Source organism: Streptomyces sp. NPDC051563 (genome assembly GCF_044454225.1).
Taxonomy (GTDB): domain Bacteria; phylum Actinomycetota; class Actinomycetes; order Streptomycetales; family Streptomycetaceae; genus Streptomyces.
In genome coordinates this window covers 178452-191601 of record NZ_JBITDL010000012.1, presented here as the reverse complement: position 1 = coordinate 191601, position 13150 = coordinate 178452, and the positions used below count along the sequence as shown (strand labels likewise).

The following is a 13150-nucleotide window of genomic DNA, read 5'->3' as shown; positions in this document are numbered from 1 at the left end:
GAGGCACCCCCTAAGCCGTCGCCCCCGCCGGGGTGTTCTTCACGGCGGCCACCAGCAGGGCGAGCTCCGGATTGCGAGCCGCCTCGTCCAGCGCCTCGCGCAGGGCGGCGTCGTTGGTGGGGCGGGCCTCGGCCAGGAGAGCCAGGCCCGCCGGGCTGACGTCGGTGTAGATGCCCCGGCGGTCGGTGTCGCAGAGGTAGCGGCTCAGCAGCCCGCGGTCCTCCAGCCGGCTGACCAGCCGGGTCGTCGCGCTCTGGCTGAGCACCACCGACTCCGCGACCTGGTGCATGCGCAGGTGGCCGCCGGGACCGCTGTGCTGGCGGCTGAGGACGTCGAGCAGGGAGTACTCGCGCACGCTCAGGTCGTGTCCGGCCTGGAGCGCGCGCTCGATGTGCGTCTCGATCCGCCCGTGCAGGAGGGAGAGGGCGCACCAGCCCTGGGAGAGGGCGGTGAGTGCGCTGTCCGTGGCCGTCATGGGCTTCCTCCTCGAAGGCGTGTGACTCCAGGATAGGGCACGTCTGCAATTGCCCGCGCTTGCAAATATCCCGCGTCTGCAATTAATGTGGACGCAGGCAACCGGCTGTGGCAATCGCCGGGCCCGCCGCCCCTTTCCTCACCTTCCCACCCGCTTTCTCCCCTGGAGCCCTCATGGCTCCGGAAGCTCCTGGAGGGCACCCCTCATGCCTCTCGCACTCCTCGCACTCGCCATCGGCGCCTTCGGAATCGGCACCACCGAATTCGTGATCATGGGCTTGCTCCCCGAGGTCGCCGGCACGTACGGCGTCTCGATCCCCACCGCGGGCTTCCTGGTCACGGGCTACGCCCTCGGCGTGGTCCTCGGCGCCCCGCTGATGACCGTCCTCGGCACCCGCATCCCGCGCAAGCGCATGCTGATGCTCCTCATGGGCCTGTTCATCGTCGGCAACGTGGTGTCCGCGCTGGCCCCCGCATTCGGCGTCATGCTGGCCGGGCGGGTGGTGGCCTCCCTCGCCCACGGCGCCTTCTTCGGCATCGGAGCGGTCGTCGCCGCCGAGCTCGTCGCCCCCGAGAAGAAGGCCGGAGCCATCGCCATGATGTTCACCGGCCTCACCGTCGCGAACGTCGTCGGCGTCCCGCTCGGCACCCTCGTCGGCCAGCATCTCGGGTGGCGCGTCACCTTCCTGATCGTCGCCTCGCTCGGCCTGCTCGGGCTGCTCGGCATCGCCCGGCTCGTCCCCGACCTGCCCCGCCCCGAAGGCGTACGCATCCGCCACGAGCTGGCCGCGTTCCGCAACGTCCAGGTGCTCCTGGCGATGGGGATGACCGTCCTCGGCTTCGGCGGGGTCTTCGCCGCCATCACCTACATCACCCCGATGATGACCAACGTCGCGGGCTTCGCCGACACCTCCGTCACCTGGCTGCTCGTCCTCCTCGGCCTCGGCATGGTCGCGGGCAACCTCATCGGCGGCCGCTTCGCCGACCGCGCACTGATGCCGATGCTCTACACCTCCCTGGGCGCGCTCTCCGTCGTCTTGGCCCTGTTCACCCTCACGGCCCACAACCGGGCCGGCGCCGCCGTCACGATCTTCCTCATCGGCGCCCTCGGTTTCGCCACCGTGCCGCCGCTCCAGAAGCGGGTCCTCGACCAGGCCGCAGGCGCCCCCACCCTGGCCTCCGCCGTCAACATCGGCGCCTTCAACCTCGGCAACGCCCTCGCCGCCTGGCTCGGCGGGCTCGTCATCGCCGCCGGACTCGGCTGGACCTCCCCGAACTGGGTCGGCGCGGCACTGGCCGCCTCCGCACTCGCCCTCGCCCTGGTGTCCGGAGCGCTGGAACGGCGTACGGCGACCCGCGCGGGCGGCGAAGGCGGCAGCCGGGTCATCGCGGCCGGCGCCCCCACGGCCGCCGCCGTCCCCGCCCACCACTGATCCGCCACCCCCCGTACCGCCCCCGCATCCCCCCCACCAGTAACAGGAGACCCGCATGTCCACCCCCACCCCCACCCGCACCGCCGTCGCCCCGCTGACCACCGCGGACGCCGAGGCGCTCGTCGCCGCCGCCACGGCCGCGGCCGGAGCCGCCGGGGTCGCCGTCAGCGTCACCGTGCTCGACGCGGGAGGCCACCCGCTCGCCTTCCGGCGCGACGACCGGGCCGTCCTGATCTCGGGCGAGACCAGCACCCGCAAGGCCTTCACGGCCCTGCAGCTCGACGCCCCGACCGCCGACCTCGTCGACGCCGTCCAGCCCGGCGGCCCCTTCCACACCCTGCCCACCGCCCTGGACCGGCCGCTGCTCTTCATCGCGGGCGGGCTGCCGGTCCACCGCGACGGCCGGCTCGTCGGAGCCATCGGCGTCGGCGGGGGAGCCCCGGCCCAGGACCACGGGTTCGCCGAGTCCGCGCTCGGCGTCCTGGCCTGACCTCTCGGCCGGCCCCGAGCGCCCGACCCGGCCGCCCGGGTCGCGCACCACCGTCCCCCGTGCCAGGTTGGTACGGGGAACAGGTGCATCATGCGACAGAAGACGAAGCAGTACGGGCGGAGCCACGGCATCGCGACGGCAACGGTCGCCGCGCTGATCACCCTTGCCGCCGTACCGGGCTGCGCATCGGGGACGCCCCGCCCGCAGGAGGCCCGGACCCCGGCCGCGGCGAGCACGCCGCCGAACGCGACCGCGCCCGCCGAGACCCCGGCCGGCCCCTCCGACCCGCAGGCCCCGGCGCCCTCGCCGACACCGGCGCCCACGTATCCGCTGTCCAAGGCCCCGCGCACCATCCCCGCCGTACGGGAGCACGTGCCGGCCCGCGGCCCCGGCTGGCGGCCCGCTCCCGGGGCGCGGGTCGTCGTACCGCCCGCCGACAGCGCGGCCCTGTCGGACGAGGGCAAGCTGCTCGCCGGGGAGCTGCGCCTCGGATTCGCCGAGTCGGCGGCCCCGCGCAAGGGCGACGTGGAGCTCACCCTCGGGCCGAAGGGCTCCGGCACGCCCGAGTCGTACAGCATGACCGTGAGCGACGGGCAGGTCCGCATCACCGGACCCGACCAGGCCGGGGTGTTCTACGGCACCCGCACCCTCAAGCAGGAGGTGAGCGGCGGCGGTTCGGCGCCGGAGGGCACCGTGCGCGACGCCCCGGCCAAACCGCAGCGCGGGCTCAACCTCGACATAGCGCGCAAGCACTTCACCCCGGACTGGATCGAGGACCGGCTGCGCGAGATGGCCGACCTGAAGCTGAACCAGCTCGGCCTGCACTTCTCCGACGACCAGGCCTTCAGGATCGAGTCCGACACCCATCCCGAGATCGTCTCCGACCCCCACCTCACCAAGGCGCAGGTCCGCGAGATCACGGCGCTCGCCGCCCGTCTGCACATCGCGGTCGTCCCCGAGATCGACTCGCCCGGACACCTCGGAGCGGTCCTGCGCGCCTACCCGGGGCTCCAGCTGCGCGACGTCCAGGGCCGGGCGGTCAAGGGCGCGGTAGACATAGCGAATCCGGCGGCGGCGAAACTCGTCGACGAACTCCTGCGCGAGTACCTGCCGTTGTTCCCCGGTGCGATCTGGAACGTGGGCGCCGACGAGTACCAGGCCCTGGTCTACCGCGATCCGCAGACCTCCTTCCCCCGGCTCACGGCCGCCGCCCGCGAGCGGTACGGGCCCACCGGACGGGTCCAGGACCTGGCGACGGGCTGGCTGAACGACCGGGCGGACGTGGTCCGTTCGGCCGGCCGGGCGCCGGCGGCCTGGAACGACGGCTTCTTCACCGGCGGGATCGCCCAGCCGGCCCGCGACCTCCAGGTCGAGTACTGGACGGGCAAGGAGCTCGGCGTCCGGCCGCCGCTGGAGTACCTGCGCGAGGGCCGCAAGGTCGTCAACCTCAACGACGAGTACCTCTACTACGTGCTGGGGCAGCCGAACCAGTTCACGTACCCCGACGGCCGGCGCATCTACGAGCAGTGGACCCCGCTCGTCCTGCGCGGCACCGCGGCCGTACCCGCGCGGTACGCCGGGCAGATCCTGGGCGCGCGCTTCGCCGTCTGGTGCGACCTCGCCGGAGCCCAGACCCAGGCCCAGGTCGCGGCCGGCATCCGGCTGCCCCTCGCCGCCCTGTCCCAGAAGGTCTGGGACTCCCGGACCCCGGCCCTGGACTGGCCGGCCTTCAAGGCCCTGGCCGACCGGCTGTAGCCCGGTAGCGTCTCCGGCGTCCCGGCTGGTGAAACCCGCTGGCCGGGGCCCGGCCGCTTTGCTTGGATGCGCGCATGGACGACAGCGCACTGCCCTCGACCGAGGGCCACGAGATTCCCCCCGGCCACGAGACCTCCCGCGGCCACGAGATCTCCGCCGATTACGGGCTTTCCCCCGGTTACGAGCTCTCCACCGACCCCGGCCGCCTCGACCGGGAGCTGATCCACCGGTGGCTGTCCGAGGACGCCTACTGGGCGCTCGGGCGGACCCGGGAGAAGCAGGACGCCGCCATCGACGGGTCGCTCAACTTCGGGATCTACGACACCGCCTCCGGCCTCCAGGTGGCCTACGCCCGCGTCATCACCGACCGCGCCACCTTCGCCTGGCTCTGCGACGTGTACGTGGACCGGGGCGTACGGGGCAAGGGGCTCGGCACCGCCCTGGCGGGGGCGGTACGGGACCACCTCGCCCCGTACGGGCTGCGCAGGATCCTGCTGGCGACCGCGGACGCCCACGAGGTGTACGCCAAGGCCGGCTTCGAGCCGCTCGCGAGCCCGGAGAAGTGGATGGCGCTCGGCGTGCAGTAGGGCGCCGGGGGGCTCCGGCGCGCGCCTACCAGATGGAGTTGACCCACTCCGGGTGGTCGATGAACGGGTTCCGGTTGTGCTGGTAGGTGTCGTAGATGACCTGGTTGCGGCGCTGCTCGAAGGCGTCCGGCGGGTCCTGCAGGTTCCACTGCTTCAGGACGCTGATCCGGCCGATGGCGGGCGCGCTGCCGTTGTTGACCTGGTCGTTCACCTCGAGGTTCGCGAAGCCGTCACCGCCGTCGTAGCGCACGGCCATGTAGAGCAGCATGCGCGCGACGTCGCCCTTGACCGCGTCCCGCGGTTCGAAGGAGTCGGAGTCCGTGAAGCTGCCGGGGGCCTCGGCGACCGGGCTGCCGCCCTTGTCGAAGTCCTTGTTCCCGCGCGTGCTGTTGACGGTCACGTCCTCGGGGCGCAGGTGGTGCAGGTCGGTGCCCGGGCCGGTGGCCGTGCCGAAGTCCCCGTGGCTCTTGGCCCAGACGTGCTCGCGGTTCCAGTCGTTGACGCCGCCGCCGTTGGTGGACTTCGACTGAGAGCGGCCCGAGTAGACCAGGATGACGTTGTTGGGGTTCGCCGGGTCCTGGTCGGTGACCTTCAAGGCGTTCCACACGCCGTCGTACGTCACCTTGGACTGGGTCTTGATGATGTTGTGCAGCGCCGTCTTCAGCGCGGCGCCGGTCTTGCCCTCGGCCGCGGCGTAGTAGGTGTCGACGGCGGAGGACGCGGCCACCGCGGGGGCTGCCGCGGGGACGGCGGCCGTCCGCTGGCCGGCCGCGGCGGAGGCCGGGACGGCTATCAGGGACGCGGCCGCGAGGCCGGCTGCCCAGGGAGCAAGGCGCGAGATTCTCATCACGTGGGGGTACCTCTCCACACGCACCGCTCCCGCCCGGGGAATTGGCGGGACGTCAGGTGGCAGAGCGAGGTTCACATTGTCATGTGCCCTACAGGTAAAAAGCACGTGTCCGGAGCCCGGATTTTCTACGCGCGTCATGCGGGTGATTGGCGCAAGAATCCCTATGCAGGGACGGGCGGTACCGGCACCGTGGCGTGGGTCACACCGTGAACAGCCCAACCAGGAGCAGCCCATGGCACCGAAGATCCTCATCGTGACCGGCGACGCGGCGGAATCCCTCGAAGTCCTCTACCCCTACCAGCGCTTGGCCGAGGAGGGGTACGAGGTCCACATCGCGGCGCCCGCGGTGAAGAAGCTGCGGTTCGTCGTACACGACTTCGAGGACGGCTTCGACACCTACACCGAGAAGCCCGGTTACACCTGGCCCGCCGACATCGCCTTCGCCGACGTGGACCCGGGGGAGTACGCGGCGCTGGTCGTACCCGGCGGACGCGCTCCGGAGTACCTGCGCAACGACCCCGAGGTGCGGCGGATCCTGGCCGCCTTCGCCGGTGACGACAAGCCGATCGCGCAGATCTGCCACGGCCCCCTGATCAGCGCCGCGGCCGGCGCGCTCGACGGCCGCCGGGTCACGGCCTATCCGGCGCTGGAGCTGGACATGAAGGCGGCCGGCGCCACCTTCGAGGACTCCGAGGCCGTGGTCGACGGCACGCTGGTGTCAGCCCGCGCCTGGCCCGACCACTCCGCCTGGATGCGGGAGTTCCTGACCGTCCTGCGCGCCAAGGCCCCGGTCTCGGGAGGCTGAGCTGGTCCGTCCCCTTGTGAAAGATCCCGACCGGCAGCTGCCGGAGCGCCATCCATGTGGTGGGGTGTGGTCGTCAACCCACCTATTGCGCACGGCAGTTGAGAGGGGCAGTCATGACGGGGAACATAGGACGACGCGGATTCATCGGTGCGGCCGCGGCGCTGGGAGGCGCCGCGCTCGTCGGTGCCGGGGCGCCGCTCGCCCAGGCGCAGGAGGCGGCCCGGCCGCCGCGGCCGGACGCGGTGGCGATCCCGCCGGGCTTCCAGCCCGAGGGGATCGCCGTCTCCGCGCGCGGCACGGCCTACACGGGCTCGCTGCTCGACGGCTCGGTCTACCGCTTCGACCTCGCCACCGGCGCCGGCCGGATCATCACCCGGGGCGAGGGGCCCATCTCGGTGGGCCTCGAACTCGACCCGTACGGGCGGCTGCTGGTCGCGGGTGGCGACAGCGGGCAGATCCGGGTGATCGACGCCGGGGACGGGCGGGTTCTGGCCACGCACCAGGCCGCGACCGGCGCGGTCTTCGTCAACGACGCCGTCGTCGGCTGCGGCGGCGCCTGGTTCACCGAGTCCTTCACGGACGTCCTGTACTTCCTGCCCCTCGGGCGGCACCTCACCGGCCCCGCCGCGGCCCCCCGCGCCCTGCGGCTCGGCGGGGAGTGGGAGCCGGTCCCGCCCGGCGGCTCCCACTGGGGCGCGAACGGGATCGAGCGGACCCCCGACGGCCGCGCCCTGGTGGTGGTGCACGACACCGCGCAGGCGCTGTTCCGGGTGGACCCGCGCACCGGAAACGCCACCAGGACCGTGCTCGACGGCGGCTCCGTGGGCAACGGCGACGGACTCGCGCTGCACGGCCGGACGCTGTACGTCGTACGCAACTGGGCGTATGCCGTGGACGTGTTCGACCTGAGCGGGGACGGCCGCCGGGCCCGCTTCGTCAAGCGCATCACCGACCCGCGCTTCGACGAGCCGACGGCGGCCGCGGTGTACGGCGGCCGGCTCCACGTGGTCAACGCCCGCTTCGACGCGGACTGGTCGGACCCGGCCACCGCCTCGACGGTCGTCAGCTGCCCGCTGTGATGGCGGGCGCCGCCTCGTACTTGTAGTCCGGACCGAAGTTCTTCTTCACGGCCGCTTCCCAGGTGCCGTCCTCGACCATCTTGCGGAGCGCATTGTTGATCTTGACCTGGAGCTCGGGGCTGCCCTTCTTCATGCCGATCCCGTAGTTCTCGCTGCTCAGGCGCAGCCCGATCAGCCGGAACTTGCCCTCGTTGCCCTTGCGGGCGGTGTAGCCGGCCAGGATGGAGTTGTCCGTGGTCATGGCGTCCACCAGACCGTCCTTGAGGGCGACGACGCACTCGGAGTAGCCGCCGAGCTCCAGGAGGCTCGCCTTCGGCGCCAGGTTCTTCCTGACGTTCTCCGCCGAGGTCGAGCCGGTCACCGAACACAGCCGCTTGGCGGGGTTGTTGAGGTCCTCGGCCTTGGTGATGGTGGCGTCGTCGGCGCGGACCATCAGGTCCTGGTGCGCGAGGAAGTACGGGCCGGCGAAGTCGACCTTCGCCTTGCGCTTGTCGTTGATCGAGTAGCTGGCCGCCACGATCTGGACCTCGTTGTACTCGATGAGGAGCTCGCGGTCGTTGCTGAGGACCTCCTTGAAGACGATCCGGTCCTTCGCGTAGCCGAGCTCCTTCGCCACATACGTCGCCACGTCCACGTCGAAACCGGTGAAGGTGCCGTCGGGCTCGCGCATGCCGACGCCCGGCTGGTCGAACTTGATGCCGACGGCGAGGGTCCCCTGGTCGTCTTCACCGCCACACGCCGATGCGGTCAGGGCGAGACCGATCACTGCGGCGATGGCGCCGGCCTTGGGAACCTTCATGCTGCACTCTTTCCTGGGGTACACGGATACGCGGGGTCGCGGGCGGGCGGAACCGCGCGGGGGCGCGGAGCGCACCGGGACCGGGCCGGGGCGCGGGGAACCGCGCGGGCCGGTGGACGCGTATATGAGGAAGCTAGGAAGGTGCCGGGCGCAGTGTCACGGCATCTGAGCAAATCTTGAGGGTAACGATCCGGAACGGCGGCAGATCCTGCGGCCGATCCGGTTCCGGACAGGAGAGGAGCCGGTCGGGTGGCCAAGGGCGGGGTACGGGTCGAGGGGAACGCACTGCTGCTGGGGGAGGGGGCGCAGGTCCGGTTCATGCGGACGCTGCGGCTGCCGGAGACCGGTACGCACAATCTGCCCCCCGGGCTGGGGGAGTTCCCGCTGCGGCGGGTGGAGGACCATCCGGACACGGTTTCGGCGGACTGGCTCGCCAAGGGCGGGGTGATGCTCCCCGTCTACCTGCGCGAGGCGATGTGGCTCAGCTTCGGCGGGACCCGGGAGCCCACCGCGCTCCAGGTCGGCGTCGGCAAGGTCTGCGCCGTCTCCGGCGAGCGGTGGACGGGCGCGCTCGGGCGCAAGCCGCAGAACTACCTCGTGCTGCCGCGCCAGCCGTGGCTGGACGGGATCAATGCGGGCACGGGCACGGTCCGCCAGTTCGTCGCCGTCCCGCTGGGGCTCGGCGCCACCGTGGAGGGCCAGGTCACCGGCGAGGAGACCGCGGGCGGCGTACAGCTCCAGGCCTTCCCGCTCGGTGCGAAGGCGCTGGAGCGGTGGCGCGAGGAGGAGCGGGCCCGGGCGGCCGAAGCCGCCCGCACCCGGGGCGTGCCCTACGGAATCGTGCCGCCGGGCGGCCAGCCCGGCGGGTACGCGGGCGGCGGTTACGGCGGTGGCTACGGAGCGGCCCCGGGCATGGCGATGCCCGCGCCGATGGCGGCGCCGGCGCCGGGCGGGCCTCCCGGAGCCCCCGCGGGCCCGGCGGCGGCAGCGGGCCCGCTGCGGCGGCGCGCGGGCGGCGGCCCGGCCCCGCAGGTGGTCCCGGCGATGGGGCTCGGCGTCGGCGGCTCCATGCGGCAGGAGGTGTACCGGGACGACCGCAAGGCGAAGGACTGGGCGGCCGAACCGGCCGCGCGGGTCTTTGTCCACCTGGTGACCCCGCCCGCGTGGCGGCGGATCACCGGGGAGGAGCCGCCGCCCTCGCCGGTGGACCGGGCCGCCTACACCAAGGCCGGACTGCCGTGGTTCGACTACTACGACGAGGCCGCCGCCGACCTCGCCCCCTCCGGCACCCTCGGCGGGGTCCAGCCGGTGGGCGAATGGCTCGGCGCCGACGAGGCACCGTGGACGGAGCCGGCGCCCGGCCAGATCGCGCCCCTCGGGAACGCTCCCCGGCCGGGGAAGCCCGTACAGGACGGGGACTGGTAGCCGTAGCGGTCCCCGCCGCCCGGGCCGGACCCGCCGATGCGCGTCCCCGGCCCGGACTGGCCGGGAACGTACGGTCGTTCGAGCTCCGGGGTGGGACCCGTGACAGCATGGGAGGGCAACGCACGGTGGTCGGAGGGGGAGTTCGGTGAGCGGAGTACGCAAGGGCCTGGCCAAGGTGGAGATCGCGCTGCGGTGGGATCCCAGCCCGGCGGGAGCGCCCGTCCACGACCTGGACCTGCTCGCCGCGGTCTACCGTGCCGCGGACCCCTACGGGGAGCCCGCCCACCTGGTGCACTTCGGCAGCCGGTCGCCCGACGGCACCATCACGCTCAACCGGGACAGCCGGACCGGGCAGGGGCTGGGCTTCGACGAGGTCATGACCCTCGAACTGAACCGGATCGCGGCCGAACTGGGCCGGGTCGTGGTGGGAGTGGTGATCCAGCGGCCGGGCGGCGGCCCGGCCCTGACCTTCGCCGAGGTCGCCGGAAAGGGACTGCGCATCCGGGAGGGCTACACCGACCTCGCCGTGGACGACCTCGCCGGCTTCGGCGCGGCGAGCGCGGTCACGGTCGCCGAGTTCACCCGCGACACCGACGGGGTCTGGTCCCTGGACCCGGCCCTGCGCGGCTTCGAGTCCGACCCGGAGGAGTTCGCCCGGGTGATGGGCGCGGCCCGGACCTGAGCCGGCCACCGCTCGGACCGGTCGGCGGTCACTCCGCGAGGGAGTGCCCGCCGACCGGTCCGGGGGCTGCGCTGCCACCGTCCCCACGAGGCAGCGCGAGCGGGTCGCCGTCCGGTCATCGGGAACGGCGGCCCGCTGGTTCAAGGGGCCCGGTTCAGGGGGCGCCGCCGGCTTCCGGCGGGGCCGCACTCAGCACGGGCAGCAGGCAGGCGTCGACGAACCGCACGAGGTACTCGGCGTCGGCGAAGCGGCCCTCCAGCACGGGCCTGATGCGCAGCACGCCCATCAGCTGCGCCGGCAGGAACTCCACGGCGGGATGCCCGGGGGCGAGCTCGCCGCGGGCCACGGCCCGCTCCACGATCGCGTCGAAGGCCGCCAGCTCCGGCTCCACCAGGGCCTCGCGCAGGGCCGCCTTCAGCTCCTCGTCGCTCAGCACCGCGTGTCCCAGTGCCTGCATCAGCCGGGTGTCGCGCCCCGAGGTGCAGGCGGCGAGCCGGGCCGCCTCGCGCAGATCGCCCGCCAGGGTTCCGGTGTCCACCGCGGCGAGGGTCCCGCGCCGGTCCGCGCGCAGGGCGGCGGCGACGAGCTGCGGTTTGGTCTTCCACTGCCGGTAGAGCGTGGACTTCCCGCAGGTGGCCCGGGCGGCGATCTTCTCCATGGTCAGCGCCTCGTAGCCGTCCTCGCGCAGTTGCTCCAGGACGGCGTCGTAGAGCTGCTGCTCGCGCTCCGGGGTGATCTTGGAGCGGCGCGCGGGGGCCGGGGCGGCTTCCGGCGTCGGCGACGTCATGGGGCGGCTCTCCTCGTGCTGCGTGCCTCGTGCTGCTGCGCGGCGATATTGCGCGGCGATATTTCGGTCGCGCCGCAGCGGCCTCTAGTGAAAGTCTACGGGAACGCGAGCGTATCGGTACACACTCGTATCGATACGAGAATGTATCGATACACTGGTGTGTCGATTGTGAGTCGTGTAGCTGTGTACAGGAAGCGAGACCGGGGGATGACCTCCCACACCACACCCGCCGGGGCCGCCGCGGGGCCGGACGCCCGCCGCCGCCTCATACGCGAGCTCCTGCTCGTCGTGGGCCTCTTCGCCGTCTACAAGTGCGGCCGTTCGCTCGCCACCGGCCGCACCGAGGAGGCCTTCCGCAACGCCACCCGGGTCTGGGACGCCGAGCGCACCCTGCACCTGCCCGGCGAAGGCCTGGTCCAGCGCCTGCTCCTGCACAGCGACGCCCTCGTGCACACCGCGAACACCTACTACGCGGCCGTGCACTTTCCCGCCACGGTGCTCTTCCTCGTCTGGCTCTACCTGCGCCGCCCCGCGCACTACCTCTGGACCCGCCGGGTGCTGGCCGTCCTGACCGGTGCCGCCCTCGTCCTCCACCTGGCCTTCCCCCTCGCACCCCCGCGGATGCTGGGCGCCGCCCACCTGATCGACACCGGGCAGGTCTACGGCCCGACGGTCTACGGGGCCACCCCCACCACCGACACCGTGGCCAACCAGTTCGCGGCGATGCCCTCGCTGCACTTCGGCTGGGCGCTGATGCTGGCCCTCGGCATGATCGCCGCCACCTCCTCGCGGTGGCGCGGCCTGTGGCTGCTGCACCCGCTGGTCACCCTGCTCGTGGTCGTCGGCACGGCCAACCACTACTGGGTCGACGCCATCGTCGCCACGCTCCTGCTCGGGGCCGCGCTGCTGCTGGTCCCGCGCCCGGCCGGCCGGTCGATCGTCGCCCGGCGCAGCGTGCCGGGCCCGCGCCCGGCGGCGGTGCCCGCGGGCACGGCGGCGGTGCCCGCGGGCTCGGCGGCGGTGTCCGCGGGCTCGGCGTCGGTGGAGACCGCAGGAGCGGTCCGGTGAACGCCACGCTGCTCGCCGTCCTGCTCTGCCTCGCCGCGGCCGTCACCTACGCGGCCGCCGCCGTCGCCCAGGAACGCCTCGCCCGCCGCGCCGTCGCCCGCAGCACCGCCGCGCTGCTCGGCAACGGCGCCTGGTGGTGGTCGGCGGGCCTGAACGCCGCCGCCGCGCTCCTGCACGCCGCCGCCCTGCGGTACGGGCCGCTCACCCTGGTCCAGCCGCTCGGCGCGCTCACCCTCGTCGCCGCCGTGCCCCTGGGCGCCCGCGGGGCCGGGCGCCGGGTCGTGGCCAGCGAGTGGCGCGGCACGCTGGCCACCGTCGTCGGCCTCGGGCTGCTCCTGCTGCCCGCCTCCGGCCCGTCCCCCGACGAGACCCTGACCCTGGCCGAGGCGCTCGCCGTCTCCGGAGCCACGGCCGCGGTGATCGTCATGCTGACCGCACGGACGGACACCCGCTCGGGGCTGCGCCACGCGACGGCGTCCGGGCTGGCCTCCGCGGCCGCCTCGGCCCTGACCCAGACCGTCGCGGTGGCGGGCGGCCGGGGCGGGGCCCTGCTCAGCGTCCGGGTCGTCTCGGTGGCGCTGCTCGTGGTGGTCTTCGCGGTCGGCGGGATGCTCCTGTCCCAGCGCGCCTACCGGGGCGGACTCGGGGCCCCGCTCGCGGTGGTCAACCTGACCAATCCGCTGGCCGCGGCCGCGATCGGCATGATCCTGCTCGGCGAACGCATCCAAGGCGGCGCGCTCGGAGTCCTGCTGGCCGTGGCCGGGGCCCTGGCGGCGGCCCGGGGCGTACTGCTGCTCACCCGGACCCCGCAGCAGACGACGGCCGTTCCGGCCCAGTCCGCCTCCCAGTCCGTGCCCCAGTCCGTGCCCCAGTCCGCGCCTCAGACCGTGCCGATGGCCGGTGTGGCAGCATGAGC

14 protein-coding genes are annotated in these 13150 nt (G+C 73.3%); 10 read left to right on the top strand and 4 right to left on the bottom strand.

What is annotated here, in order from left to right:
- Positions 1-10: 10 nt before the first annotated feature.
- Complete coding sequence (locus ACIA8F_RS16710; RefSeq protein WP_399379431.1) at positions 11-475, bottom strand: MarR family winged helix-turn-helix transcriptional regulator; 465 nt, start codon at positions 473-475, stop codon at positions 11-13.
- Between the two features lie 205 nt (positions 476-680).
- Here ACIA8F_RS16710 and ACIA8F_RS16705 point away from each other — a divergent pair, with 205 nt between their 5' ends.
- The 4 genes from ACIA8F_RS16705 (at position 681) to ACIA8F_RS16690 (ending at position 4739) form a co-directional block, all read left to right on the top strand.
- Positions 681-1907, top strand: a complete 1227-nt coding sequence (locus ACIA8F_RS16705) for an MFS transporter (RefSeq protein WP_399379430.1) — start codon at positions 681-683, stop codon at positions 1905-1907.
- A 55-nt stretch (positions 1908-1962) separates the two neighbouring features.
- Positions 1963-2397: a heme-binding protein gene (locus tag ACIA8F_RS16700; protein ID WP_399379428.1), complete on the top strand. Its 435-nt coding sequence runs from the start codon at positions 1963-1965 to the stop codon at positions 2395-2397.
- Between the two features lie 90 nt (positions 2398-2487).
- The gene (locus ACIA8F_RS16695; RefSeq protein WP_399379426.1) at positions 2488-4152 is read left to right on the top strand and encodes a family 20 glycosylhydrolase; all 1665 of its coding nucleotides are present in this window, start codon (positions 2488-2490) and stop codon (positions 4150-4152) included.
- Positions 4153-4226: 74 nt separating this feature from the next.
- Positions 4227-4739 (top strand): GNAT family N-acetyltransferase, encoded by a 513-nt coding sequence (locus ACIA8F_RS16690; RefSeq protein WP_399379424.1) that lies wholly within the window; start codon positions 4227-4229, stop codon positions 4737-4739.
- Positions 4740-4764: 25 nt separating this feature from the next.
- Here the strand turns inward: ACIA8F_RS16690 and ACIA8F_RS16685 are convergent, their stop codons facing one another.
- Positions 4765-5586, bottom strand: a complete 822-nt coding sequence (locus ACIA8F_RS16685; RefSeq protein ID WP_399379423.1) for an endonuclease I family protein — start codon at positions 5584-5586, stop codon at positions 4765-4767.
- A gap of 235 nt (positions 5587-5821) precedes the next feature.
- On the opposite strand from ACIA8F_RS16685, the gene ACIA8F_RS16680 reads away from it, so the two are divergent.
- Both ACIA8F_RS16680 and ACIA8F_RS16675 read left to right on the top strand, forming a co-directional pair.
- Entirely contained in the window at positions 5822-6394 is a 573-nt protein-coding gene (locus tag ACIA8F_RS16680) for a DJ-1/PfpI family protein (RefSeq protein ID WP_399379421.1), read from the top strand.
- Between the two features lie 113 nt (positions 6395-6507).
- Positions 6508-7473, top strand: coding sequence for an SMP-30/gluconolactonase/LRE family protein (locus ACIA8F_RS16675; protein WP_399379419.1), 966 nt, complete (start codon positions 6508-6510; stop codon positions 7471-7473).
- Here the strand turns inward: ACIA8F_RS16675 and ACIA8F_RS16670 are convergent.
- Positions 7457-8272: a glutamate ABC transporter substrate-binding protein gene (locus ACIA8F_RS16670; protein WP_399379417.1), complete on the bottom strand. Its 816-nt coding sequence runs from the start codon at positions 8270-8272 to the stop codon at positions 7457-7459. The two genes, ACIA8F_RS16675 and ACIA8F_RS16670, sit on opposite strands and share 17 nt — an antisense overlap.
- Before the next feature lie 249 nt (positions 8273-8521).
- Here ACIA8F_RS16670 and ACIA8F_RS16665 point away from each other — a divergent pair, with 249 nt between their 5' ends.
- Both ACIA8F_RS16665 and ACIA8F_RS16660 read left to right on the top strand, forming a co-directional pair.
- Complete coding sequence (locus tag ACIA8F_RS16665; protein ID WP_399379416.1) at positions 8522-9697, top strand: hypothetical protein; 1176 nt, start codon at positions 8522-8524, stop codon at positions 9695-9697.
- A 145-nt stretch (positions 9698-9842) separates the two neighbouring features.
- Positions 9843-10379, top strand: a complete 537-nt coding sequence (locus ACIA8F_RS16660) for a TerD family protein (RefSeq protein WP_399379414.1) — start codon at positions 9843-9845, stop codon at positions 10377-10379.
- 154 nt (positions 10380-10533) lie between these two features.
- On the opposite strand, the gene ACIA8F_RS16655 is transcribed toward ACIA8F_RS16660, so the two are convergent.
- A complete protein-coding gene (locus ACIA8F_RS16655; RefSeq protein WP_399379413.1) occupies positions 10534-11166 on the bottom strand; it encodes a TetR/AcrR family transcriptional regulator in 633 nt (210 codons plus the stop codon).
- A gap of 207 nt (positions 11167-11373) precedes the next feature.
- Between ACIA8F_RS16655 and ACIA8F_RS16650 the strand changes: the two genes are divergently transcribed.
- Positions 11374-12234, top strand: coding sequence for a phosphatase PAP2 family protein (locus tag ACIA8F_RS16650; protein WP_399379410.1), 861 nt, complete (start codon positions 11374-11376; stop codon positions 12232-12234).
- A complete protein-coding gene (locus ACIA8F_RS16645) occupies positions 12231-13148 on the top strand; it encodes a hypothetical protein (protein WP_399379409.1) in 918 nt (305 codons plus the stop codon). The genes ACIA8F_RS16650 and ACIA8F_RS16645 overlap by 4 nt, the downstream gene beginning before the upstream one ends.
- The last annotated feature ends 2 nt before the right edge of the window (positions 13149-13150 follow it).

Bases quoted from the DNA above. Each gene is read 5' to 3' on its own strand.
- ACIA8F_RS16675 (WP_399379419.1), top strand. From the start codon at position 6,508: ATGACGGGGAACATAGGACGACGCGGATTCATCGGTGCGGCCGCGGCG.
- ACIA8F_RS16680 (WP_399379421.1), top strand. From the start codon at position 5,822: ATGGCACCGAAGATCCTCATCGTGACCGGCGACGCGGCGGAATCCCTC.
- ACIA8F_RS16650 (WP_399379410.1), top strand. From the start codon at position 11,374: ATGACCTCCCACACCACACCCGCCGGGGCCGCCGCGGGGCCGGACGCC.
- ACIA8F_RS16690 (WP_399379424.1), top strand. From the start codon at position 4,227: ATGGACGACAGCGCACTGCCCTCGACCGAGGGCCACGAGATTCCCCCC.
- ACIA8F_RS16695 (WP_399379426.1), top strand. From the start codon at position 2,488: ATGCGACAGAAGACGAAGCAGTACGGGCGGAGCCACGGCATCGCGACG.
- ACIA8F_RS16655 (WP_399379413.1), bottom strand. From the start codon at position 11,166: ATGACGTCGCCGACGCCGGAAGCCGCCCCGGCCCCCGCGCGCCGCTCC.
- ACIA8F_RS16705 (WP_399379430.1), top strand. From the start codon at position 681: ATGCCTCTCGCACTCCTCGCACTCGCCATCGGCGCCTTCGGAATCGGC.
- ACIA8F_RS16700 (WP_399379428.1), top strand. From the start codon at position 1,963: ATGTCCACCCCCACCCCCACCCGCACCGCCGTCGCCCCGCTGACCACC.
- ACIA8F_RS16670 (WP_399379417.1), bottom strand. From the start codon at position 8,272: ATGAAGGTTCCCAAGGCCGGCGCCATCGCCGCAGTGATCGGTCTCGCC.
- ACIA8F_RS16710 (WP_399379431.1), bottom strand. From the start codon at position 475: ATGACGGCCACGGACAGCGCACTCACCGCCCTCTCCCAGGGCTGGTGC.
- ACIA8F_RS16685 (WP_399379423.1), bottom strand. From the start codon at position 5,586: ATGAGAATCTCGCGCCTTGCTCCCTGGGCAGCCGGCCTCGCGGCCGCG.